Raw genomic sequence first — 23,970 nt, 5'->3', positions numbered from 1 at the left:
TTTATTGTTAACAACACAGCTAATACACACACTAAATGAAACAAACTAAGTATATTTTCGTTACAGGAGGAGTTACATCTTCTTTAGGAAAAGGAATCATAGCAGCTTCTTTGGCTAAGCTATTACAAGCGCGCGGATATTCAGCCACTATCCAGAAATTTGATCCGTATATTAATGTGGATCCAGGAACACTTAACCCTTATGAACACGGGGAGTGTTTTGTAACAAATGATGGCGCAGAGACTGATCTTGATTTAGGTCACTATGAGAGATTCTTAAATGTACCTACTTCTCAAGCGAATAATGTTACTACAGGACGCGTTTATCTTTCTGTAATAGAGAAAGAGAGAAGAGGAGAGTTTTTAGGAAAGACGGTACAGGTAGTTCCTCATATCACGAATGAGATTAAAGAACGTATGCAGCTTCTAGGTAAATCAGGTGACTATGACATCGTGATTACTGAGATAGGTGGTACAGTAGGGGATATTGAGTCTTTACCTTATATTGAGTCTGTACGTCAGTTATTATGGGAGTTAGGAGATAATAACGCTATCGTAGTCCACTTGACTTTAGTACCTTATCTAGCAGCAGCAGGAGAGCTTAAAACTAAGCCAACTCAACACTCTGTGAAAACTTTAATGGAGAGCGGTATTAAGGCAGATATTTTGGTTTGTCGTACAGAGCATAACTTAAGTACTGAGATACGTCAGAAGTTAGCACAGTTCTGTAATGTAAAACCAGAAGCTGTTATTCAGTCTATCGATGCTGATACTATCTATGATGTGCCAAACTTAATGCTACAAGAAGGTTTAGATAGAGTAGCTCTTAAGAAATTAGATTTACCAGAGAAGACATCTCCAGATTTAGTGAAATGGAATGAGTTTATCCATAAACTTAAAAATCCATTGCATGTAGTAAATGTAGGGCTAGTAGGTAAATATGTAGAATTACAAGATTCTTATAAATCTATTTTAGAAGCATTAGTACACGGTGGTGCTGAAAATCAAATAAAAGTAAATATCGTTTCTATTCAATCTGATAATATCAATGCTAATAATGTAGCAGAGAAATTAAAGAACTTAGATGCTGTGTTAGTAGCACCAGGTTTTGGCTCTCGTGGTATTGAAGGAAAAATAGAGACTGTAAAATATGTAAGAGAGAACAAGATACCATTCTTAGGTATTTGTTTAGGTATGCAGATGGCTGTAATCGAATACGCAAGAAATGTATTGGGGTATGCTTCTGCTAATACTACTGAGGTGAATGAAAGTACTCAATATCCTGTAATTACTTTTATGGAAGATCAAAAGAATATTACAGATAAAGGAGGTACAATGCGTCTAGGTGGATGGGATTGTAAATTAAAAGAAGGTTCTAAAGCTTTTGAAATTTATGGAGAAAGTCTAATCAATGAGCGTCACCGTCATAGATATGAATTTAATAATCAATATTTAGAAGATTTTGAAAAAGCTGGTTTAATAGCTTCTGGATGGAATCCTGATACAGGACTAGTAGAAGTGGTAGAGTTAGATACTCATCCATTCTTCGTAGCTGTGCAGTTCCACCCTGAATATAAAAGTACAGTGGCAAAACCACATCCACTTTTTGTAAGCTTGGTTAAGGCAGCAATTGATAATAGAACAAAATAAGTTCTAAAGGTAATAAGCAAGTATTATTACAGCGAAAAATTTGATAAACTACAAATTAAGTAATGGAAGGAAAAAAATTAGATCGTAACAGTATTGTCGGCTTTGTTATTATAGCCGGGTTGCTAATTTGGATGATGTTGAATAATATCAACAAAGAAAAAGAAGCTATCGCTCAGGACAAAGAGGTAGCCAAAAAAGAGATAGTTAAAGAAGCTGAGTCTGAGAAAATTTCAAGTGCTATAAGTAATCATGTAGAGGTGGATTCTGTTCAGAATACTGCTTTACAAGCTGCTTTAGGCCCATTTGCTTATAGTGCAACATTACCATCTGCTCAAGGAGGTAAAACAGAACTTAAGAATGAATTACTGACTTTAGTTGTTGAAAATAAAGGAGGTAGTTTATCAAATGTTGTAATCAATAACAATGCTCGTTTTAATAAAAACTCTAAAGAACTAGTAGAGTTAATTAAAGATAATAACGCTGAGTTTAGTTTAGAGTTATATACGAAGGACAACAAAAAGTTTAATACAAGAGACTTGTTCTTTGAACCTGAATTAACAAAAGAAGGGGAGAATCAAGTGTTATCTATGCGTTTAAAAGTATCAGCTACTGAGTTTTTAGAGTATAGATATGTATTAAAGCCAGATGACTATATGTTAGACTTTACTATTCGTACACAAGGATTAAGTAGAGTTATTAATACAGCAGAGACACCAGCATTAGACTGGAGCTTAAAAGCATATAGTAATGAGAAGAGTATTACTTATGAGAACCAATATACTCGTGTATACTATGAGTATGAAGGAGGAAAAGATAACAGTCTAAGTAATACAAGTAAAGATGACAGTACTGAAGCTAAAAATGTAAGTTTCGTTGCATTTAAACAACACTTCTTCGCTTCTGTTTTAATTACAGATAAAGCTTTTGATACAGCTAGTTTAAAATCAGCTAACTTGGTTCATGATGAGGCAGTAGATACTGTTTACACTAAACAGTTTAATGCAAAAATGCCTTTAGCTTATACAGGTGGAGAGTTAAACTATGATATGAAGTGGTTCTTCGGACCAGCTGATTATAAATTATTAAAGTCTTATGATCAAGGACTAGATAAGATTGTTCCTTTAGGATGGGGGATCTTTGGATGGTTAAACCGTTTCTTATTTATTCCAGTATTCGGAGTATTGAGTTCATTCTTACCTTATGGTATTGCTATTATTGCATTAACTGTACTTGTGAGATTATTAATTTCTCCATTGACTTATAAGTCTTATGTTTCTCAAGCAAAAATGAAAGCAATTCGTCCAGAAGTGAATGAGTTGAACGAAAAATATAAGAATGATCCAATGAAGAAGCAACAAGAGACAATGAATTTGTACTCTAAAGCAGGAGTTAACCCAATGGCAGGATGTATTCCAGCATTGTTACAGATTCCTATCTTCTATTCATTGTTCCAATTCTTCCCATCAGCATTTGATTTGAGACAAAAATCATTCTTATGGGCAGATGACTTATCATCTTATGACCAGATTTTAGAATTGCCTTTCCGTATTCCATTCTATGGTAACCACGTGAGTTTATTCCCTATTTTAGCTTCTGTTGCAATCTTTATATATATGAAGATGACTACAGGAGACCAACAAATGGCGGCACCAGCTCAAGAAGGAATGCCTGATATGAGTAAAATCATGAAGGTGATGATCTATATCTCTCCATTGATGATGTTATTTTTCTTTAATAACTACGCATCAGGATTGAGTTTGTACTACTTTATTTCTAACTTGATTACAATTGGTATTATGTATGTTATTAAAAACCATATTGTAAAAGAAGATAAGATTAAAGCTATCATTGAAGACAATAAAACGAAAGAACGTCCTAAAGGTAAGTTCCAACGTAAAATGCAAGAAATGATGCAACAAGCACAAGAGCAACAAAAATTACAAGAAGAAAGAAAGAAGAAAAATAAATAATTCTTTTATATTTAACACCTCTGATCAAATTCAGAGGTGTTTTTTTTTTATGAAGATTGCAATTATAGGAATGGGAAACATGGGGAGCACGTTTGCCAATGGGTTTATTAACTCTAGGTTTATTAACCCATCAGATGTATTGATATACACGCGTTCACAGAAGGCTACAGAAGATAGTCGTAATATTCATCAGTTGTCTTATCGCTATCAATTGGATGGTGATATAGGATCATGTGACATTGTTATCGTTGCAGTGAAACCCCAGGACTTTTCTATACTAGTTGCAGATCTAAAGAAATATGTAAATAAAGATCAGATAGTCGTTTCTGTGATGGCAGGTATCTCTATAGATCGTTTAAAAGAAGATTTAGGAATCGAAAAAATAGTTCGTTCCATGCCTAATCTGCCTACTCAGATAGGTAGAGGTATGACTGTTTTTACTGCTTCAGAAGAATTAGATCGAAAAGAGTTGTTCATTATTCAGAACTTAATTAATACCACAGGTAAGTCTGTATATGTGTCTGAAGAGAATAAAATAGATGCAGCTACTGCGGTATCAGGTAGTGGACCTGCTTATGTGTTTTATTTTATGGAAGCCATGATACAGGCAGCAATATCTTATGGCTTTGAACCGTCACAAGCAGAATTGTTAGTGAAGCAAACCATATCAGGTGCTCTTGGCCTATACGAAGCTAATTCGTTATCTACACAAGATTGGATAGCGAAAGTTTCTTCTAAGGGTGGTACTACTGAGCAAGCGATTAAGTATTTCAATGAAGAAGAAGTATTACAAAAATTAGTGGAAGGAATTCATAGAGCAAAAGCCCAATCTGAGTTACTGGGTAAGAAATTAGGGTAGGATGCTATTGAGTTAGATTATAGATAATATTTTGGTTTCTGAATAAAAAAAGCCTCTATGTTTAAATATATTTAAACATAGAGGCTTTTTTAGGTAAGGAAAAAGTAAGTTCTTTTTAGAATAGTTGTTATTCTAGAAAGAAAACAATAGTGCTTACTACTCTCGCTTTTTGAGTATAAGGTTCTTTATTTGCATTATTCATTTCTTCTTCATCAAAATAATATCTTCCAGCAATAGTGATTTGTCCTTGTGAGGCTGTTTTTATTTTGCCTAATTTTGCTTGTGAATCGTTAGCAAACTGCTCACCAGCGATGCGTGCATTCTTTGTGCTTTCAGCTATTAGTTGTGGTTTAATCGAATTTAATTCAGGGAAAGAATAAATAGAATTTATATTTGAAGTCAAATCTTTACTAATTAAATCTAACTTAATTTGTGAAGCTTTGTTTTCTGTCTCTTTTATATCAGTCATTTCAAGGTTTAGTTGCTGCGTAATAGAATATCTATCTATTTTTACTGACACTTGTCGTCCATTTTCCCGACGGAATTCGTAATATTTTTCTTTATCATTTACTTCTATATTATCGATTTTAATATTTTCTTTTTGATAACCAAGATTAGTTAGATGAGTAATAATTGCCTCTTTTTTCTGTTCTGTTTGTTTCATTATTTGTTGTAAATCATCACCAGAAATAGAAAAATCAATAATAATGGTAGCAGAGGTTGCCATCACATTCATTTCTGCTAATCCTTTTACAGTGACTATACGATCTTTATCACTAAATGTTTTTAACCCTTTGAAAATAAAAAGGCCTAATAAAGTAAAGCTCAATAATAGAGAAGAGCCTAAGACAAGTGATTTAGCTAAAGTTTTGTTTTGCATGATAATTGAATATTACTGTGTCTTTATAATAAATTTATTTTATGTGATTCAAATTACATAAAAAATACCAATAATGTAGTGTTATTAAATATGAATTAACTTAATTTTTTTACATATAATGTGTTTTTGTGTTATTTGTTTAATCTAGTGTAGAGGAAGGTACTTTAGAAAGGGATAGTATTAAGAAGAATTAGAGTATTAAATTCTAAAGCATTACCTCAGATAGTATAGTTTTTATCTATGCTAAAGTCATAATTAAAAGATAAGATAAATTCAAAAGCTTTTTGTATTGCGGCATTTCTCGTAAATTTGCCACAATATTTTTTATTATGAAGAAAAGAGTAGTAGTAGGTCTTTCGGGAGGTGTAGACTCAAGTGTCGCAGCTTATTTACTGAAAGAACAAGGGTATGAAGTTATTGGACTCTTCATGAAAAACTGGCACGATGATTCTGTGACAATTTCTAATGAATGTCCATGGCTAGAAGATAGCAACGATGCTTTAATGGTCGCTGAGAAGCTTGGGATTCCATTCCAAACAGTTGACTTAAGTGAACAATATAAAGAGAAGATTGTAGACTATATGTTTAAGGAGTATGAGAATGGTCGTACCCCTAATCCAGACGTATTGTGTAATCGCGAGATTAAGTTTGATGTATTTATGAAAATAGCATTGACTTTAGGAGCAGATTATGTCGCTACAGGGCATTATTGTCGCAAAGATGAAGAGGTCATTACCAAAGAAGATGGAACACAGGAGACAGTATATAGACTGTTGGCTGGTGTAGATCCTAATAAAGATCAGTCTTACTTCTTATGTCAGTTATCTCAAGAGCAATTAGCGAAGGCACTATTTCCAGTTGGAGAGTTGTTGAAACCACAAGTACGTGAGATAGCAGCTAAGATGAACTTAATCACAGCAGACAAAAAAGATTCTCAAGGATTGTGTTTTATTGGTAAGGTGAGATTGCCAGAATTCTTACAACAGCAGTTGAAAAGAAAAGATGGGCTTATCTACGAAATACCAAAAGATTCGTCTATCTATACGAAAGAGGAAGAGACATTCTCTACATTAGAGGATGCTTTATACAGTGAAGCTAAATCAATTGTATATACACCTGAAATGGGTAAAAAGGTAGGTGAGCACTTTGGAGCACACTTCTTTACTATTGGTCAACGCAAGGGACTAAATGTGGGAGGTACTGCTGAGCCATTGTTTATTATAGGTACTGATGTAAAGGAGAATATTATTTACACAGGTCAAGGAAGTGATCACCCAGGATTGTTTCACAAAGCATTATTTGTAAAAGAATCAGAAATTCATTGGATTAGAGAAGATTTAGCATTGCAAGAAGGAGAAACAATGTCTATATTAGCACGTATAAGATATCGCCAACCTTTGCAAAAAGCTACTTTACACAAGATGAAAGAAGGTATGTACGTTCGTTTTGACGAACCGCAATCCGCTATCACAGAAGGACAATTTGTATCTTGGCATATCGAAGACGAACTAATTGGTTCGGGTGTTATTTCGAAACTATAAACAACCAAAATACAATGAAAAATAAGTTAGTAGATCTTTTTAAAATTCAGTATCCTATCGTACAAGGAGGAATGATTTGGAACAGTGGTTATAAGTTAGCTAGTGCAGTGAGTAATGCTGGTGGATTAGGGCTTATTGGGGCTGGTTCAATGTATCCTGAGGTACTAAGAGAACATATCCAGAAGTGTAAGAAAGCAACTGACAAACCATTTGGAGTAAATGTCCCTATGTTATATCCTAATATAGAGGAGATCATGAATATCATTGTAGAAGAAGGAGTGAAAATTGTCTTTACTTCTGCAGGTAATCCTAAAACATGGACTCCATTTTTAAAACAACATGGGATAACAGTAGTGCATGTAGTTAGTTCTTCTAAATTTGCATTAAAAGCCGAAGAAGCAGGTGTTGATGCGATAGTAGCAGAAGGGTTTGAAGCTGGAGGACATAATGGAAGAGAAGAAACTACTACGCTTACTTTGATTCCTATGGTTCGTGAGAAGATCACGGTTCCTTTAATTGCGGCTGGAGGTATCGCTACAGGAAGAGGAATGCTTGCGGCTATGGTACTTGGTGCAGATGGAGTACAAATGGGAACGCGATTTATCGCTTCTAAAGAGAGTTCTGCTCATGATAACTTTAAGAATCTTCTATTAGATGTACAAGAAGGGGATACTGTTCTTACTTTAAAAGAACTTGCGCCCGTACGTTTAATTAAGAATGAGTTTTACACAGGACTTCAAGCCTTGTATGCTAAGAATCCATCAGTAGAAGAATTAAAAGAATATTTGGGTAGGGCTCGAGCTAAAAAAGGAATGTTTGAAGGAGATTTAGTAGAAGGTGAACTAGAAGTAGGGCAAATATCAGGTCTGATACATAAAATAGAACCAGTAGGAGATATTATTAAAAATATCATTGCAGAGTTTGATCAAGCAAAGAGAGATATAGCTCAGTTATAGGATTTATTTAAATAACGAAAGTCATACAATATTTTTTAATCTTAAAAATATTGTATGACTTTTTGCTATTTATTACTAAAATCATATATTTAAGAGCTAAAAAAAATATTACATAAAAAAAATCACAACTAAAATATGAGTTATTATAAAATAGAAAATCTAGAACAATACTTTAAACACTATAAAAAATCCGTTAGAGAGCCTCGTAAGTTCTGGGGAAAGATAGCAGAGGAAAACTTCGTTTGGTATCAAGTGTGGGATAAAGTATTCGAGTTTGATATGGAGGAATCTAAATTCCAGTGGTTTGTTAATGCTAAATTGAATATCGTAAAGAACTGTATTGATCGTCATCTTGCAAAAAGAGGAGAGAAAGCAGCTATTATATTTGAACCTAATAATCCAGAAGAGCAAGCAGAAACTATTACCTATAATGACTTATACAATAGAGTGTGTAAGATGGCTAATGTGCTAAAAGAGCAAGGGGTTAAAAAAGGAGATCGAGTATGTATCTACCTCCCTATGATACCTGAGTTAGCGGTTAGTATGTTGGCATGTGCTAGATTAGGAGCGATACACAGTGTTATATTCGCTGGTTTTTCTTCATCTGCTGTGACGAAGCGTATTAATGATTCTGAATGTAAATTTGTTATAACATCCGATGGGAGCTTTAGAGGAAATAAGACTATTCCATTAAAACCAATTATCGATGAAGCATTAGACTCTTGTCCTGGCGTAGAGAAAGTACTTGTAGTGAAGAGAACAGGTGCTGAAGTCGCTTTTAAAGAAGGAAGAGATATGTGGTTAGCACCTTTATTAGAAGAAGCGTCTAATAATCATGTAGCTCAAGTAATGGATGCAGAAGATCCTTTATTTATTTTGTATACTTCTGGTTCTACAGGTGCTCCAAAAGGAATGGTGCATACTACAGCAGGGTATATGGTGCAAACGGCTTATTCTTTTAAAAACATTTTTGACTATAAAGAAGAGGATATCTTCTGGTGTACTGCTGATTGTGGTTGGATTACGGGGCATTCATATATTATTTATGGACCTCTATTAAATGGTGCGACTACAGTGATGTTTGAAGGAGTACCATCTTATCCAACGCCTAGTAGATTCTGGGATATCATTGATAAGTATAAAGTAACTCAATTCTATACAGCTCCTACAGCTATTCGTTCGTTGATGACAGAAGATTACAGTTATGTGAATTCACATGATTTGTCTAGTTTAAGAGTTATTGGTTCGGTAGGAGAGCCTATTAATGAGGAAGCTTGGCACTGGTATAATGACCATGTAGGAAAGAAGAGATGTCCTATAGTGGATACTTGGTGGCAGACAGAAACAGGAAGTATCTTAGTTTCTCCACTGCCATTTATTACACCTACTAAGCCTACTTATGCGACTTTACCATTACCTGGTATACAAGCCGTATTAATGGATGAGAAGAGAAATGAGATAGAAGATAATCAGGTAGACGGATCATTGTGTATTAAATTCCCTTGGCCTTCCATGGCTCGTACTATTTGGGGAGATCATGAGCGTTATAAAGAGACTTACTTTGGTCAGTTTCCAGGTAAATACTTTACAGGAGATGGAGCTTTAAGAGATGAAGTAGGATATTATAGAATTACAGGACGTGCAGATGATGTTGTTATTGTCTCTGGACATAATCTAGGAACTGCTCCTATAGAAGATGCGATTAATGAGCATCCAGCTGTAGCAGAAAGTGCTGTAGTAGGATATAAGCACGATATCAAAGGAAACGCTTTATATGGATTTATTACCTTGAAAGTGGAAGGGGAGACTCGTGATAGAGAAAATCTTAAACGCGAGATTAACCAGTATATATCAAGTCATATTGGGCCAATCGCTAAGTTGGATAAGATTCAGTTTGTGGATAGCCTTCCTAAGACTAGATCTGGTAAAATTATGAGAAGAATACTTCGTTCTATCTCTAATGGTGAAACCAAAGAGTTCGGTGATGTATCAACACTTATTAACCCAGAGGTGATAGAAGTGATTATGAACAATAAAGTTGAGTAATCAAAGCCTATAAATAATAAAAAGTCCTTAATCGTAAGATTAAGGACTTTTCTTATACTATCGTTTACCTGAGAGTAAACAATAAACAAATGACAATTCGAATGATGGTTACAGGTTCTTTTGATCCTGTATTTTAGCTGCCTTTTTTACAGAGTAAACTAAATAAGCTATAAAAATAATAAAACCTATATAAGACAGCCAGTTGTGTTGGATAGACCATAAGTTATCCATATCTAGATTATATATTCCAGAAACTAATCCTAGTAATACCAGGAAGGTAATTATCTTCTCAATATTTTTATTCATTTTACTTATTTTATTAGATAGTCATTGAGAACAACTGCCTTTGAGGTTTATTCTTTTGTAATCTTAAATCAAAAGCCATACATACATTTCTAACAAATGCACGCCCTTTAGTTGTTATCTTAATGTTATATCCTTTAATTTCAATTAATTCATCTCTTTCTAGTTCCTTAAGTTCTTCTAATATAGGATTGAAATCAATGCTATCAATATCCATAGTTAGATCTGTATTTAAAGAACACATTAAATTTAAGATATGTTTTCTAATAATCAAATCTTCTTTGTTTAATATATGCCCTTTTGTAACAGGAATAATATGTTGATCTAATAGTTGATAATAAGTATTAATGTCTTTTTCATTTTGAGCAAAAGCATACCAGCTGTCACTGATAGAAGATACACCTAAGCCTATCATTACTTGAGTTTTAGAAGAGGTGTACCCCATAAAGTTTCTATGGATATGCCCTGTATTCATAGATTTATAAAGAGAATCTGATTTTAAAGAAAAGTGATCCATTCCTATTTCAACATACCCGTTTTTAAGAAGAAGCTCTTTTCCTTTTTCATACAGTTGACGCTTCTCAGTATCCTTAGGCACATCTTCATCATTAAATCCACGTTGACCATTTCCTTTTATCCATGGCACATGTGCATAACTATAAAATGCTAAACGATCTGGAGAAAGAGACTTTGTCTTCTCAATAGTGTCGATCACATGCTCTAATTTTTGGAAAGGAAGTCCATAAATAATATCATGTGAAATAGAAGTATAACCAAGCTCCTTAGCCCATAGTGTTACTTTTGCAACATTGTGAAAGCTTTGTTCTCTATGAATTGCTTTCTGAACTTCAGGATTGTAATCTTGTACACCAAAACTCACTCTTCTAAAACCTAGATTGTATAGAGTAGATAAGTGTTCTTTAGTTGTATTATTTGGATGTCCTTCAAAACTAAATTCATATTCTTTAGCAATATTAGCTTTCGCTTTAATACCTTCAATTAGCTTAGTCAAATGTTGTGGCGAAAAGAATGTAGGAGTACCTCCCCCTAAGTGGATTTCTTTGATGATTGGTTTCTCATCAAATAATGCACAATATAAATCCCATTCCTTAAGAAGAGCATCTATATATGGACTTTCTACTTCATGTCTTTTTGTAATTCTCTTGTGGCAGCCACAAAACGTACATAAGCTTTCGCAAAATGGCAGATGGATATAGATACTTATTCCTTCTTTTTGATTGGACTCAATGAATGATCTCTTTAAAGAATCAATCCATTTATCTGCAGAAAAAGAGGTCTCATCCCAGTAAGGAACAGTGGGATAACTAGTGTATCTAGGACCAGGTACATTATACTTTTGTATAAGAGAAACTGACATATTTATTTTATATTTGTAACAAATGTATAGTAATGTTAAATCGCATACTATGATATTTGTCATTTTTGTTAAACTATAAACTAACCTATATTATGAAAAAATATAACGCTTTTTGGCTTTCTTTTATTGCTACTATTTTAATTACAGTAAGTGGTTATAGCCAAGAAAAGGCAGCCCATTTATTGAACAATGAGAACTTTAAAAAAGCAATTGAAGCGACAGAAGTTCAGTTACTTGACGTTAGAACGGATAAAGAGTTCAGCGAAGGAACTATAGAGTATGCAAAAAATATCAATGTGCTAGAGGAGGACTTTATTGATAAAACTAAAACGCTATCTAAAGAAGAACCAGTATATATTTTCTGTAAATCAGGAAAGAGAAGTGAGAAGGCTAGAAATATTCTTTTAGAACAAGGTTTTAAAACGGTATACGAGTTAGACGGAGGATATACTAAGTGGGAAGAAGTAAAGAAATAATACAGATTACCTCTATAATAGGGAGATCAATATAAGCAGATGAAGTCCTTGATTTACTTGTTTATAATGAAATCAATAAAGTAGGGTTACAAATAAAATAAAGGAAGGAGTAAGGATATTTATCAATAATTTAAGAATCATCATTGCTATTATGCGGTTATAATTACTATTTTTGGTAAAAAGAAGGAAATTATGGGATTTATTAAAACACTTATTATTATTGTTCTGATATACTACGCATTTAAAATAGCGATGCGTTATTTGTTTCCTGTATTAATATACAAGGCTGCAAAAAAAGCAGAACAGAATTTTCAACAAAGACAACAACAGTACAATCCATATAACAACAATCAAGAAACAGAAACGTATACTAATACTGCAAGCCAGCATAATAAAGTGCCACGTTCGACAAAAGTTGTTGGAGAGTATGTAGACTTCGAAGAAGTAGATTCGAAGTAATTCATAGATATAGTATAAAGCCCTCAAGAGCAGTGCCTCTTGAGGGCTTTTTTATATATATAATAAAACTATAGGCTTCCCTTTAAAGCCATTTGAAATTTACTTATTTTAGCATACTTAAATAGTAGTATAAATGTCATCAGAAACAACGAATACGTTTAAAAGAATTTATCCACATCTATTAGTGGTTTTAGGTTTTATAGTAGTAGCACTACTTTATTTTTCACCTGTTTTATCTAATAAGGTAATTTACCAATCCGATATTGTGCAATATACTGGAATGGCAAAAGAGCAAATAGATTTTAGAGAACAAGTTAAAGAAGAGCCTTATTGGACAAATAGCGCTTTTGGAGGAATGCCTACCTATCAATTAGGAGCTAAGTTTCCACACAACTATGTAAAAGATTTAGATAGTATAATTCGTTTTTTACCTAGACCTGCAGATTATCTATTTATCTATTTTATTGGATTCTATATTCTATTGGCTTCTCTAGGAATGAAGCCTTTGAGATCATTTATAGGAGCACTAGCTTTTGGTTTTTCTACCTATCTGATTATTATTTTAGGAGTAGGGCATAATGCTAAAGCTCACGCTATTGCTTATATGCCGATGGTATTGGCAGGAGTGCTTTTAGTGTTTAGGAAACATTATATAAAAGGGGGATTACTAACTCTATTTGCAGCCGCTTTAGAAATTAGTGCAAACCACTTCCAGATGACCTATTATTTACTATTATTACTTATCGTAGTGGGAGTATTTTATATGGTCAAATATATAAGAGAAAAAGATTATAAAGCGATAGGTACATCAATAGCTGTATTAGTAGGAGCCGCTATTCTAAGTATAGGAGCGAATGCTACTAATCTGATGGCTACTTCAGAATATACTAAGTTTAGTACGCGTAGTAATAGTGAGCTAACGTATCAACCTGATGGTTCTGTAAAGGAATCGTCTAATGCGATGAGCTATGATTATATCACGGAGTATAGCTATGGTATTTTTGAAAGTTTAAACTTGATAGCACCTCGTTTGACAGGGGGGGCGAATAATGAGCATTTAGACACAGATTCTAATGTATATAAATTATTTAAGTCAGTAGGTGCTAGTGATCAACAAGCAAAAGAAATGGCAAGTAGTTCACCTACTTATTGGGGAGATCAACCTATTGTTGCAGCACCAGCTTATATAGGAGCTGTTGTATTCTTCTTGTTCTTAATCGGAATTTTTGCAGAGAAGAGAAGTATTAAGTATGTTTTCATAATAGGAGCAGTCTTTTCTTTATTGTTATCATGGGGTAAGAACTTCTCTATTCTGACAGACTTCTTTATTAACTATTTCCCATTGTATAATAAGTTTAGAGCAGTGTCTTCTATTCAAGTAATACTTGAATTATGTGTACCTGCCTTAGCTATTATTGGGCTATATGCTTATAGTAAGTTAGCAAAAGAAGAGCAGTTGTCTGTTTTAAAGAAATCAGGTATCGTAGCTGGATCTATCCTAATATTGTTGTTTTTAGTAAAAGGGTCTTTAAGTTTTACAGGCTTAAATGACGGTTATTATAGAGGAGCGTATGGTGAGATAGGGCCAGGATTTATCAGTGCTTTAATAGAAGATAGAAAAGCAATGTATACAGCAGACCTTATTAGAAGTTTTATTCTAATTGCTTTAGCTGCAGGAGCTTTGTTCTTGTCAACTAAAGAAAAGATTAAGCCATTTGTTGCGGTAATTATTATTGGTGTATTGATGGTAGGAGATTTAGTATTAGTGGATCGTAAGTATGTAAATGACTCAAACTTTGTACTAGCTTCTCAAATGTCTCAACCTTTCCAGGCAACACCAGCTGATAAGGTAATACTGAATGATACAGAGCATTTTAGAGTATATGAGTTAAATGGAGGCTTTAATAGTGCGAGAAGTTCATTCTTCCATCATTCTTTAGGTGGATATCATGCAGCGAAACCTCGTAGAATGCAAGAGCTAGCAGATTATCAATTGAATCAACATTCTAATATGGAAGTATTGAATATGATGAATGTGAAGTATATCATTCAGAAGGATGAAGAGGGTCGTGATGTTCCACTATTAAATGATAATGCGAATGGGAATGCGTGGTTTGTATCTAGTATTCAAAAAGTGCAAGATGCAAATGAAGAAATGAAAGCATTGGATAAGTTGAAAACAAAAAATCAGGCTGTATTGAATACAACGATGTTTAAAGATGTACAGTTAAAAGATACATATGCTGTGGATTCTTTAGCTCGTATTGAGTTAAAAAGTTATGCTCCGAATAAGATAGTTTACGAGTCAACTAACAGTGCTGATGGTGTAGCAGTGTTCTCTGAAATCTATTACCCACAAGGTTGGATTGCCAAAGTGGATAATGTAGAGGTGCCCATCTTTGCAGTAGATTATGTATTAAGAGGAATAGAGTTATCAAAGGGGAAACACACTATCGAATTTACTTTTGAACCACAAGTAATCAAAACAGGTAGTAGAATAGCCCTAGGATCGAGTATTCTTATTTTCTTGATTACAGTAGGAGGAGTATATCTTTTAGTTAAGAAGAAGGAGTAGGTTTACAGTTTACAGTTTACGGTTTACAGTTTACGGTTTACAGTTTACGGTTTACAGTTTACGGTTTACGGTTTACAGTTTACGGTTTACAGTTGACGGTTTACAGTTGACAACCTTGATCTATGGTCATAATGTACTTAGTAGACGAGATAGACTAACAATAGATAAAGTAGACTAAACGACTTTACACCTTCACGATTTCACAGAAAAACGATTTCAAAAAAACAAAATGTAGTATGAATATGCCAAAGAAAAAAGTTTTAATCATAAGTTATTATTGGCCTCCAGCAGGAGGACCAGGAGTACAACGTTGGTTAAAGTTTGTCAAATATTTACCAAGCTTTGATATTGAACCTATAGTATATATACCTGAGAATCCAAGTTATCCATTATTAGATTCTAGTAATGAGCAGGAGGTAAGCTCTGAAATAACGATTCTTAGACAGCCTATTAGTGAACCTTATAGCAAGGCTAAATTAGTAAGTGGTAAGAATACAGATACTTTAAGTGCGGGAATTATTCCAGATAAGAAGAAACAATCGTTCACGGATAAACTATTGCTTTGGGTGAGAGGGAACTTTTTTATTCCTGATGCTAGAGTGAGCTGGGTGAAACCTTCTGTGGCTTATTTGTCTAAGTATTTAAAGGAAAACAAGGATATAGAGACCATTATTACGACAGGGCCTCCTCATAGTATGCATTTGATAGGAATGGCTCTTAAAGAGCAATTAAACATCCAATGGATAGCTGATTTTAGAGATCCATGGACGACTATAGGGTATCATAAAGAATTAAAACTAAATCAGTCTAGTGCAGCTAAGCATTTAGAATTAGAGAAAGAAGTTCTAAATAAAGCAGATCAAATTATCGTCACTAGTAAAACAACTAAAAAGGAGTTCCAGACTAAAACGGATAAACCTATAACAGTGATTACAAATGGTTATGATATTACGAACCTAGGAAAAGTACCTCTAGATGAGAAATTTACTTTAGCACATATTGGCTCGTTTTTATCTGATAGAAATCCTAGAATTTTATGGAAGGCTATTTCAGAATTGCGAAAAGAGAACAAGGCATTTAAAGATGCATTTCAATTAAAACTAGTAGGAAAGGTAAGTAGTGAAGTATTAGATACCATAAAAGAGTTTAGACTAGAGGATTGTGTTGTTAATCACGGTTATGTAGATAATGTAGAGGCATTGAGACAAATGCGTGCTTCACAAGTACTGTTATTAGTAGAAATAGATTCAGAAGATACTAAAGCGATTATTCCTGGTAAGTTATTTGAGTATATGGCGTCAGAACGCCCAATATTAGGGATAGGGCCTGAGGATTCTGATTTCTTCGATATTATCAAAGAAACGAATACTGGAAAAGTAGTGTTGTATTCTGAAAAAGATAAGGTGAGAGATATTCTATTAGAATACTTCGAACAATATCAACAGAATCAATTAAAAGTATTCGCTATGGGACTGCAGTATTTCAGTAGAAAAAGATTGACTGAGAAACTAGTTAAAGTAATTAAGAATTAAAAAATAGGAGTGATTAACCTTCAATATGAGGGGCTTATATCACATGATATTATAATTATGACAAAGGTAATCTTGAAACTCAAGATTACCTTTTTTATTGCACTTTGTTAGCGAAACCTGAGCTGAAACAATTAAAAAAGGCTGTATCAAATAATGATACAGCCTTTTCCTTATGAGGTATATAGTCGTAATTCGTAATTATCCAATGGATTACTTAAGTTTTTCTTTTAGGTACTTTCCTGTTAGTGAAGCTTTGTTTTTTACAATTTCTTCAGGTGTTCCAAAAGCAACTAATTGTCCTCCATTTTCTCCTCCTTCAGGTCCGATATCTATGATGTAATCAGCACATTTGATTAAATCAAGGTTGTGCTCAATCACAATAATAGAATGTCCTTTTTCAATTAAAGCTTCAAATGACTTTAATAGCTTTTGAATATCGTGGAAGTGCAATCCTGTTGTAGGTTCATCAAAAACAAATAATACCTTATCTCTAGTTGTACCGGCTAATAAGAAAGAAGCAAGCTTGATTCGCTGTGCTTCTCCACCTGATAGAGTAGAAGAAGACTGCCCTAACTGCACATAGCCTAGTCCTACATCGTGTAGGGGTTGTAGTTTTTGTGCAATCTTAGTTTGCTTATGTTGTTGGAAGAACATTAAGGCATCATCTATCGTCATGGTCAGTAAGTCATCGATATTCTTTCCTTCAAAATTTACTTCCAGTATTTCTTTTTTAAAGCGCTTGCCATGACAAGTTTCGCATTCTAAGTGAACGTCTGCCATAAACTGCATTTCTACTGTTACAGTTCCTTCTCCTTTACAAGTTTCACATCTCCCACCATCTACGTTAAACGAGAAATGCTTAGGTTGATAACCTCTTAGCTTTGATAACTGTTGTTTGGAGTATAAATCTCTAATATCATCGTAGGCTTTGATATAGGTCACAGGGTTAGATCTAGAACTTCTTCCGATCGGATTCTGATCTACATATTCTATTGATTTAATACCACCAAATTCCCCTTTCATCTCTGTAAACTGACCAGGTTTATCACTAAGTCCTGTTAGTTTTTTCTGTAGTGCAGGGAATAATATTTTTTTGACTAAGGTACTCTTACCACTACCAGATACTCCTGTGATTACTGTTAGACAGTCTAGTGGGAATGTAACGTCTATATTTTTTAGATTGTTTTCTCTAGCGCCTACTATTTCGATAAAGTGTTTGTACCCTCTGCGTTTTTTAGGAACAGCTATTTCAAGAGCACCACTAAGGTATTTTCCTGTTAGAGAGTTTGCTTTTAAAATAGTATCGTAATCACCTTGAGCTACCAGTTGTCCTCCATAGCTACCAGCTTCAGGACCGATGTCTATGATTTGATCAGCTGATTTCATGATGTCTTCATCGTGTTCTACCACGATAACTGTATTCCCTAGTTGTTTAAGGTTATTCAGTACATCGATTAACTTTTCTGTATCCTTAGGGTGTAATCCTATACTAGGTTCGTCTAAGATATACATAGACCCTACTAAGCTACTTCCTAATGAAGTAGCTAAGTTAATACGCTGAGATTCTCCACCAGATAGCGTAGCAGAGTTTCTATTTAATGTTAGGTAGTCAAGCCCTACATTACTTAGAAAGCCAAGTCTGTTGTTGATTTCGATTAATAAGCGTTGTGCTACTTTGGCTTCGTATTCATTTAGTTTTAAATCTTTAAAGAAGGTAATCAAATGCTTGATCGGTAGATCTACCAGCTCGCTTACTGTTCTGTTACCTACTTTTACATAGCTCGCTTCTTTGCGCAGTCTTTTTCCTTTACATGTAGGACATTTTGTTTTTCCTCTATAACGAGATAAAAGGACGCGATTCTGGATTTTATAGTTTTTTTCTTCTAATTCTTTAAAGAAGTCATTTAGTCCTGTAAAGAACGAGTTTCCTTCCCATACCAATGCTTTTTGCTCTTCTGTTAGCTCAAAGTAAGGTTTGTGAATAGGGAAGTCAAATTTATAAGCATTGTTAACCAGTTGATCTCTATACCAGCTCATCGACTCTCCTCTCCAAGGGAAGACCGCATTCTCATATATAGAAAGCCCTGTATTAGGAATGACTAGTTCTTCGTCAATACCGATGATATTACCATATCCATCACAGGATGGACAAGCTCCATAAGGATTGTTAAAGCTAAATAAGTGTACATTAGGTTCAAGAAAAACTTCCCCATCTAAGGCAAAGTTGTTGCTGAATTCTTTGCGTTTTTTATCTTTAAGATCCTCTATATAGCAGTATCCTTTTCCTTCGAAGAAAGCTGTTTCTACAGAGTCTCCTAGGCGGTTAAAGAAATCTTCATCATCACTGACTACGATACGGTCTACAACTAGATAAACCTGAGTGGCATCTACTTGATTAACGATATCTTCTGTATTATCACTAATGTATTGATCTAAACGCAAAGTCTCTCCATGCACTAATATTCTAGCATATCCCTGCTGAAGAAGGACATTAAGGTGCTCATAAAGCTCTCTGTCTTCTCCTAAATCAATAGGGGCTAGCAATAATAATTTGGCTCCAATAGCTAAGCTCTTAACATAGTCTAATACATCACTTACAGTATCCTTCTTTACTTCTTCTCCTGAGATAGGGGAAAAAGTCTTTCCGATACGTGCGTAAAGTAATTTGATGTAGTCATATATCTCAGTAGAGGTACCTACTGTAGAACGAGCATTGCTAGTGTTTACTTTTTGTTCAATCGCAATCGCAGGAGCAATCCCTTTTATGTATTCTACTTTAGGTTTGTTAATACGTCCTAAGAATTGTCTAGCATAAGAAGATAAGCTCTCTACATAACGTCTTTGTCCTTCTGCATATAAGGTGTCAAAAGCTAAACTGGACTTACCAGAACCAGACAATCCTGTTATAACAACAAGATTATTACGAGGGATGACAACGTCTAAATCTTTTAGATTGTGTAGCTGAGCGCCCTTGATGATAATATTCTTTTTTGGATCTATATTGGAGAAATCTATTTTTTTCATGTAGCCTATAAAGGTTTAATAAACAAAGATAATGCTTTCTTTAATTCCACTAAAACTCTGCAAGGTATAATCTTGTGCAAAATGCTGAATATGCTATAATATTTCGCATTATCACCTTGTATAAAGAGTAGGATGGAAGAACGATCAGAGGTCTAAATATAGAAAGAACAGGAAAGAGGATATAATAGAAAGTCAAAAAGTGGAGTAAATAGGAGTAAATGGGGGTAGAAGGGAGTAGTTGTTTTAAAGAGAAAGCTAGTGTTGATCTAACGTGCCTCTTGTTTGGACGCTGTGGTTATCCTATTTTGTTTTCGAGTTGTTCCCAAAAAGTCGCTTCTAGGGTATCTCTTGGGAACACGACACAAACGAGATTAAGAGCTGACAGGAATAAGGATGAATTACCACATGGGAGCAAAAGGGAGGCCGTATTATAAAAATGTAAAGGTTCGGTACATAAATATAATTGTGTTTTCTACATCTATTCCAGCCTAATATTGTGATTATTTCATTTAGATAAATTTAAGAGATGTGAATTTTATTGTTTTCCGGCTAAATGATGAGATATGATAACGTTTGTTGATTGAGGTTCTAAAAAAAACTTTTATTTTTTATTTATTTTAACAAATATAATTTTATATATTTGTCTCGTTAAACGATAAAAATCAAAGCCTATAATACAAAATTACTTTATAAAAATCTATTTACAGTTTTAAAAAAGAAATTTGGTATGGTATATATAAATATGCCTGATGCAACCCTTGTAACATTATATATTGCAGGTGGTGAAGAGGCGTTAGAGGTTTTGATCAAAAGACACCAGTCTAAGATCTATGGTTTTATCTTTTCTAAAGTATCAGATGCTGAGTTAGCAAATGACATTTTCCAAGATACATTCATAAAAGTAATTAATACCCTTAAATCGGGTCGATATAATGAAGAAGGTAAGTTTCTACCTTGGGTTATCCGTATTGCTCATAATTTAGTAATGGATCATTACCGAAGAGAGAAGCGTGTACAGTTTCAATATGATTCTGAGGAATTGCCTATCTTTTCATTTCTAAAAGATGATTCTAATACAGTAGAAGGAGATATCATCCAACAACAGATAGAGTCAGATCTACATTTATTGTTAAAAGAATTACCAGAAGATCAACGTCAAGTGATCACGATGCGTATGTATCAAGACTTGAGCTTCAAGGAGATAGCAGAGTTGACAGATGTAAGTATTAATACTGCTCTGGGAAGAATGCGATATGCACTGCTTAATTTAAGAAAATTAATTGACGAAAAAAATATTATTTTGACAGAGATATAATATGTAAAGCGTTTTGTCGTTATTATTGTATAAACAACAAAACGCGCCACATATGAAGAAAAATTACACAACGAAAACTAGTTCATTTAGTTTACCCAAAGAAGAAACCATTAAATTCCTTTTGAGTTACTCTAAAGGATTGAGCCTAGTTAGGCTAAACGGGTTAATCAATAATCTATCGCTTTACTCGAAAGAGAATTAAAAAAAAGAGGTTAAGTCATTATACTTAACCTCTTTTTTTGCTTTTTGATACCTCTCTATACTATCTTACACTGATGTGCTAGGATTAGAAGTGTTATTTCTTTTCTTTTTTTTCTTTCTTTTTATAGTATTCATTGATAACCGTTTTTCTACCTATCACACTCGTTATAATATCTAGTTCTAGATTCCAGCCACGTGCAGGAGAGTACTGTCTACCATACCATACGAGTTGTAAATGAAGTAGATTCCATTTGTCCTCTGGAAATAAACGTTTAGCATCTCTTTCTGTCTGTTCTACACTTTTTCCATTAGAGAAATTCCAACGATACATTAATCTATGAATATGGGTATCTACTGGAAAAGCAGGTACTCCAAATGCCTGAGACATGACAACACTAGCCGTCTTATGGCCGACAGCAGGCAATTCTTCTAATGCAGCCATATCTTGAGGAACTTTACCATTATACTTATCAATTAAGATATGTGATAGTCCATAAATACCTTTAGACTTCATAGGAGATAATCCACAAGGCCTGATGATATCTTGTATTTCTTCTACTGTCATTTTGACCATATCATACGGATTATCAGCCTTAGCAAATAGTAGAGGAGTAATCTTATTTACGCGTTCGTCTGTACACTGTGCTGATAGAAGTACAGCGATCAGTAGAGTATATGGGTCTTTATGATCTAATGGAATAGGAACTTCTGGATAAAGAGCGTCTAAGGTCTCCATAGCGAATTTTACTTTTTCACTTTTGGTCATAGTCTTTCTGTTTTTATTTAGGGCGAATATACTTAAAAAAAAGATAGGCTATTTTCTATTCAGATAGAGTTTCTTTATCTGAGAATAGGTAATTAGGGGTATTGTATTTTTTGAAGGAGGGCTGTGATTTGATGCTTTATATTGAGGTTGTTATCTTATACTTAAAAGAAGTAAGAAATTCTTTATTTTTCTTTTATTCTTGTTAAAGGGAGATATTTATCGGATAATAACTGATATATTTATCCTTGCAAAATAAAATTAAGAAATGAAGAGATTAAGTATTTCCATAGCGATGTGTTTATTGATGAGTTTTGGTTCTTTCGCTCAAGAGAAAGAGTTTAAACCCTTAATAGATACTTTTGTAAAGGATTACAACACCAATGATTACGATGATATTTACAGTCACTTCGCACCATCTTTAAAAGAAGAGTTGCCTAGTGCTAAGGCTAAGTTATTCTTTGTAGAGATGAAAGAGAAACTTGGTAATATTAAGAGTATGGAGTTCTATGGCTTAGATAATAATCAATTAGCGTTGTTTAAAACTGAGTTTGAGAATAATGAAGTTGCTTTACTTAATCTAGCGATGAATGATACTGGGGAGGTAGTAGGATTTAGATTATTAGACATGCCTAAGCCTGTAGATGATTCATTTAAGAAGTTTAGTGTAGAAGAAATTATCGCAAACGAAACGGTTAACCTACCTGATAAAGGACAGTATGCTATCGCTATCATTGATGATGATAAGGTAGAATATCACGGCTTTAAGAAAGTAGGGGATGGAGTGAAAGTAGAGAACAATACAGATAGTAAGTTTTCTATGGCTAATGTAATGACGATATTTACTTCTACTGTATTAGCGGATGCTGTACTAGAGCAAGGTCTGGATATGACTACGGATGTAAATAAGTATTATGATTTTAGCTTTAATAAGAATATTAAGCTTCCCTTCATCGCTTTAGCTAATCATTCTTCGTTAGTACCTATGCTACCTGAGATAAAGTCTAATGATCCAAAGGTAGAAGATGATTATTTGACTAATCTGACTAGTGCACAGCTAGAAGACTATTTGCAACATAATCTAGAGACAGATACGATAAGTCCAGAGAAGAGACAGAGTTTTTCTTTCTTAGGATATGCTATACTTGGTAATACCTTGAGTAAGGTGTATAACAAGCCTTTTAATCAATTAATCGAAGAGAAAGTATTCGCAAGATATGGTATGCATAACTCTACCGTATACATGCCTAAAAAGAAGCGTGAGGTAGTAAAAGGGATTAATGTCAATCTAAAGGAAGTATATCCAGTCAAAGTAGGTGCTTTATTACCATCTAGTGGGGGGATCTCTACAGCTGCAGATTTGACGAAGTTCATTCAAGCGCAATTTAATAGTGAGGACAAGGTCCTACAGCTAACACAGAAGCCTACTCTTATAGTAAGTCCTAATTACTGGGTTAGTTTAGGATGGAAGATAGGGTATCCTTTTGGTTCTGGAGAGCCTCTTTACTTCACAAGAGGTATAGACGCTGGATATTCTAACTATGTCGCTTTTGACCCAGTAAGAAAGAAAGGTCTAATCGTTCTTTCTAATAGCTCTTCTGAAGGAGCTCTTAATGGATTAGATTCTTTAAGTTATAAATTAGTCGTTAAGCTTTTTGAAGATAAATAATACTAAAAACTCCTTAATAGGAGTTTTTTTTGTTTTTAGAAGACAGCGAATCGGTTAGGGGAGTATAAGACTGATATTTAGTTTTTTATTCTACAGCTATGCTATGAAGTAGGAGCTTCACTGAAAAAACTTTCAATTATTTTATCTCGAAAGTTTGGAGGTTTGGATATTTGTGCTACATTTGCACTCGCAATACGGAAGTAATGTAGACCACTGGAGAAATGGCAGAGTGGTCGAATGCGGCGGTCTTGAAAACCGTTGACTGTAACAGGTCCGGGGGTTCGAATCCCTCTTTCTCCGCTGAAAAGCCCGATAACACTCGTTATCGGGCTTTTTTTATGCCCTTGTGCACCGAAAGTGCACCTTTTATAAAT

At 34.1% G+C, this 23,970-nt stretch carries 17 protein-coding genes and 1 tRNA gene; 13 read left to right on the top strand and 5 right to left on the bottom strand.

The annotated features are described in order from the left end of the window. Positions 1-35 precede the first annotated feature (35 nt). The 3 genes from MYRA21_RS15245 to proC all read left to right on the top strand — a co-directional run bounded on the left by MYRA21_RS15245 (position 36) and on the right by proC (position 4,478). Positions 36-1,649 (top strand): CTP synthase, encoded by a 1,614-nt coding sequence (locus MYRA21_RS15245; protein WP_006260057.1) that lies wholly within the window; start codon positions 36-38, stop codon positions 1,647-1,649. Between the two features lie 62 nt (positions 1,650-1,711). Next, positions 1,712-3,619 carry a membrane protein insertase YidC gene (yidC, locus tag MYRA21_RS15240; RefSeq protein WP_039329655.1) on the top strand — a complete coding sequence of 636 codons (1,908 nt, stop codon included), beginning with the start codon at positions 1,712-1,714 and terminating at the stop codon, positions 3,617-3,619. Positions 3,620-3,668: 49 nt separating this feature from the next. Next, entirely contained in the window at positions 3,669-4,478 is an 810-nt protein-coding gene (proC, locus tag MYRA21_RS15235; protein ID WP_016649312.1) for a pyrroline-5-carboxylate reductase, read from the top strand. A gap of 127 nt (positions 4,479-4,605) precedes the next feature. On the opposite strand, the gene MYRA21_RS15230 is transcribed toward proC, so the two are convergent. Continuing rightward, positions 4,606-5,358, bottom strand: coding sequence for an SIMPL domain-containing protein (locus MYRA21_RS15230; protein WP_016649313.1), 753 nt, complete (start codon positions 5,356-5,358; stop codon positions 4,606-4,608). A gap of 329 nt (positions 5,359-5,687) precedes the next feature. Here MYRA21_RS15230 and mnmA point away from each other — a divergent pair, with 329 nt between their 5' ends. The 3 genes from mnmA to acs all read left to right on the top strand — a co-directional run bounded on the left by mnmA (position 5,688) and on the right by acs (position 9,901). Beyond that, positions 5,688-6,899 carry a tRNA 2-thiouridine(34) synthase MnmA gene (mnmA, locus tag MYRA21_RS15225; RefSeq protein WP_036474025.1) on the top strand — a complete coding sequence of 404 codons (1,212 nt, stop codon included), beginning with the start codon at positions 5,688-5,690 and terminating at the stop codon, positions 6,897-6,899. A 14-nt stretch (positions 6,900-6,913) separates the two neighbouring features. Then, positions 6,914-7,855: a nitronate monooxygenase family protein gene (locus MYRA21_RS15220; RefSeq protein WP_016649315.1), complete on the top strand. Its 942-nt coding sequence runs from the start codon at positions 6,914-6,916 to the stop codon at positions 7,853-7,855. Between the two features lie 135 nt (positions 7,856-7,990). Continuing rightward, positions 7,991-9,901, top strand: coding sequence for an acetate--CoA ligase (gene acs / locus MYRA21_RS15215; RefSeq protein ID WP_006261323.1), 1,911 nt, complete (start codon positions 7,991-7,993; stop codon positions 9,899-9,901). 108 nt (positions 9,902-10,009) lie between these two features. Here the strand turns inward: acs and MYRA21_RS15210 are convergent, their stop codons facing one another. Continuing rightward, on the bottom strand, positions 10,010-10,207 hold the full coding sequence (locus MYRA21_RS15210; protein ID WP_006263693.1) for a hypothetical protein: 198 nt from the start codon (positions 10,205-10,207) through the stop codon (positions 10,010-10,012). A 13-nt stretch (positions 10,208-10,220) separates the two neighbouring features. Next, complete coding sequence (hemN, locus tag MYRA21_RS15205; protein WP_006263692.1) at positions 10,221-11,582, bottom strand: oxygen-independent coproporphyrinogen III oxidase; 1,362 nt, start codon at positions 11,580-11,582, stop codon at positions 10,221-10,223. A gap of 92 nt (positions 11,583-11,674) precedes the next feature. On the opposite strand from hemN, the gene MYRA21_RS15200 reads away from it, so the two are divergent. The 4 genes from MYRA21_RS15200 (at position 11,675) to MYRA21_RS15185 (ending at position 16,624) form a co-directional block, all read left to right on the top strand. Continuing rightward, positions 11,675-12,058, top strand: coding sequence for a rhodanese-like domain-containing protein (locus tag MYRA21_RS15200; RefSeq protein WP_039329654.1), 384 nt, complete (start codon positions 11,675-11,677; stop codon positions 12,056-12,058). A 192-nt stretch (positions 12,059-12,250) separates the two neighbouring features. After that, positions 12,251-12,517, top strand: a complete 267-nt coding sequence (locus tag MYRA21_RS15195; protein WP_006260067.1) for a DUF4834 family protein — start codon at positions 12,251-12,253, stop codon at positions 12,515-12,517. 133 nt (positions 12,518-12,650) lie between these two features. Continuing rightward, positions 12,651-15,092: a YfhO family protein gene (locus MYRA21_RS15190; RefSeq protein WP_039329651.1), complete on the top strand. Its 2,442-nt coding sequence runs from the start codon at positions 12,651-12,653 to the stop codon at positions 15,090-15,092. Between the two features lie 236 nt (positions 15,093-15,328). Further along, entirely contained in the window at positions 15,329-16,624 is a 1,296-nt protein-coding gene (locus MYRA21_RS15185; protein ID WP_006265440.1) for a glycosyltransferase family 4 protein, read from the top strand. Positions 16,625-16,834: 210 nt separating this feature from the next. Here MYRA21_RS15185 and uvrA read toward each other — a convergent pair whose 3' ends face one another. Further along, positions 16,835-19,648, bottom strand: coding sequence for an excinuclease ABC subunit UvrA (gene uvrA / locus MYRA21_RS15180; RefSeq protein WP_039329649.1), 2,814 nt, complete (start codon positions 19,646-19,648; stop codon positions 16,835-16,837). A 727-nt stretch (positions 19,649-20,375) separates the two neighbouring features. Here uvrA and MYRA21_RS15175 point away from each other — a divergent pair. Further along, positions 20,376-20,963 (top strand): sigma-70 family RNA polymerase sigma factor, encoded by a 588-nt coding sequence (locus MYRA21_RS15175; protein ID WP_006260071.1) that lies wholly within the window; start codon positions 20,376-20,378, stop codon positions 20,961-20,963. Between the two features lie 295 nt (positions 20,964-21,258). Here MYRA21_RS15175 and nth read toward each other — a convergent pair whose 3' ends face one another. Then, positions 21,259-21,930, bottom strand: a complete 672-nt coding sequence (gene nth, locus MYRA21_RS15170; protein ID WP_039329647.1) for an endonuclease III — start codon at positions 21,928-21,930, stop codon at positions 21,259-21,261. 265 nt (positions 21,931-22,195) lie between these two features. On the opposite strand from nth, the gene MYRA21_RS15165 reads away from it, so the two are divergent. After that, positions 22,196-23,596, top strand: coding sequence for a serine hydrolase (locus tag MYRA21_RS15165; protein WP_039329645.1), 1,401 nt, complete (start codon positions 22,196-22,198; stop codon positions 23,594-23,596). Positions 23,597-23,811: 215 nt separating this feature from the next. Then, positions 23,812-23,896 (top strand) — tRNA-Ser (locus MYRA21_RS15160). Positions 23,897-23,970: the final 74 nt, after the last annotated feature.

Source organism: Myroides sp. A21, from assembly GCF_000807225.1.
Classification (GTDB): Bacteria; Bacteroidota; Bacteroidia; order Flavobacteriales; family Flavobacteriaceae; genus Flavobacterium; species Flavobacterium odoratimimum.
The sequence above is the reverse complement of the archived record's forward strand: the minus strand, read 5'-3'. Positions and strand labels throughout refer to the sequence as shown.